At 39.4% G+C, this 1,590-nt stretch carries 2 protein-coding genes; both read left to right on the plus strand.

Going from position 1 to position 1,590, the window contains the following annotated elements:
- Positions 1–51: 51 nt before the first annotated feature.
- Entirely contained in the window at positions 52–459 is a 408-nt protein-coding gene (locus ACESQI_RS24050; RefSeq protein ID WP_002558726.1) for a hypothetical protein, read from the plus strand.
- Between the two features lie 41 nt (positions 460–500).
- The gene (locus tag ACESQI_RS24055; RefSeq protein ID WP_226812517.1) at positions 501–1,313 is read left to right on the plus strand and encodes an IS3 family transposase; all 813 of its coding nucleotides are present in this window, start codon (positions 501–503) and stop codon (positions 1,311–1,313) included.
- Positions 1,314–1,590: the final 277 nt, after the last annotated feature.

A 1,590-nucleotide genomic window follows, 5' to 3' on the forward strand; every position in this document is an offset into this window, starting at 1 on the left:
TTGACTTAATACAGTTTTACTTTACACCGTTTTAACATTATAAAAATTCATATGGCAAGTAAAGTATCTCCTCGTTGTAGGTATAGTTTAGATTTTAAACTTAAAGTATTAAGTGATTATTATCGTTCTGGTTTGACCAAATATTTCATCGAGCAGCGAGATGGTTTGGTTCATGGGAGTATTTACAGATGGGAAAAAGCCTTGATATTGTCTGCAAAAGACTTATCTTTGTCCCAGGATTTATTATCTCAAATAGAAACGATGCGCAAAGCGAAAGAAAAAAAGTCCCAAGTAACCTCTTCCTTATCTAAGGAAGAAGAGTTGCAGGCGGAGTTACTTCGTCTTCGTAAAGCTTTGGAATACTCCGAACTTCGCAATGAGGCTCTGTCTGAAGTCTTAAAAATCGGTCGTGAAGAATACGGCATCGATTTATTAAAAAAAGCTGGCGCCAAGCAGTAAATACCCTTCGGCACAGGCATCCAAAGATTTCCATCGGAAGCCTGTGCTCACTGTTTGGTAAGAGTAGAGAAGGGTATTATTCAGTAAGTACGCAAGTACTTTCAGACCGTATTCTCACGGAGGTCAAAGTCGCCCAACTTGTACGCGAAATCAGGTCATCAGCACCCGGTATTGGTGCCTATAAGTTATTTCTGATCCTAAAGGAAGTATATGAGGGGAAGTTGATGGGGCGGGACAGTTTTTATAACCTGCTCCGTCGCAAAGGTCTCATGCTTTCTCCTTTGAAAAGGCGTCATACTACCAACTCCAACCATAACTATCGGAAGTATAAAAACCTGATAAAAGACTATAAGCCAAAGACTTTAAATCGTTTATGGGTGGCAGATATTACTTATATTGAAACAGATGCCGGTGTTTGCTATCTCCACTTGCTTACAGATGCCTTTACTCATGAAATAGTGGGTTGGATCCTATCCGGTAGTCTCGTTGCAGATAACACTTTAGAAGCACTTAATCAAGCTATTGCTATGTTTCCTGATACCGATTTCAGTAAATTGATTCATCATTCTGACAGAGGATCACAGTATTGTTGTAACAGATATGTTGAGAGATTGAAAGAAATGCAAATCTCTATCAGCATGACGGAAGATAGTAACCCTACTGACAATGCGATAGCCGAGCGGGTTAATGGTATTATTAAACAGGAGTGGCTATACCGTCAGAAACGTCCAAAAGACATTGTTGAAGCTAGAAGTAAGATAACGGAAATCATTGACTTCTACAATAATGTGCGACCACATATGAGCAATAACATGAAAACGCCCAAAGCTATGAGAGCAAGTGTAGCCGCTTAACGCTCTTTGGAGGCTTCGCGCCTCCAGCCGCTAAGGCGAACCGCCGCGGTGTTTTTCATAATATGATTTGCAGGATAGTCAATAAATAGCTAATTTAGAAGCTGGAAAAATACACTGTTTATGGGATGTATTGATTTATGATCGGAAAGACGAGCAGGTAAGATAATCAATAAGGTATTCCTGAAGGTGTAAAGTGAAACAGTAAAACAATCAAGAAACTGTGAAGGAAAACAGTAGATATTAACCAAAATGTGTAAAGTGAATACAGGCATAGTCA

The organism is Bacteroides sp. HPS0048 (assembly GCF_964240755.1).
GTDB lineage: Bacteria > Bacteroidota > Bacteroidia > Bacteroidales > Bacteroidaceae > Bacteroides > Bacteroides nordii.

Bases quoted from the DNA above. Each gene is read 5' to 3' on its own strand.
- ACESQI_RS24050 (WP_002558726.1), top strand. From the start codon at position 52: ATGGCAAGTAAAGTATCTCCTCGTTGTAGGTATAGTTTAGATTTTAAA.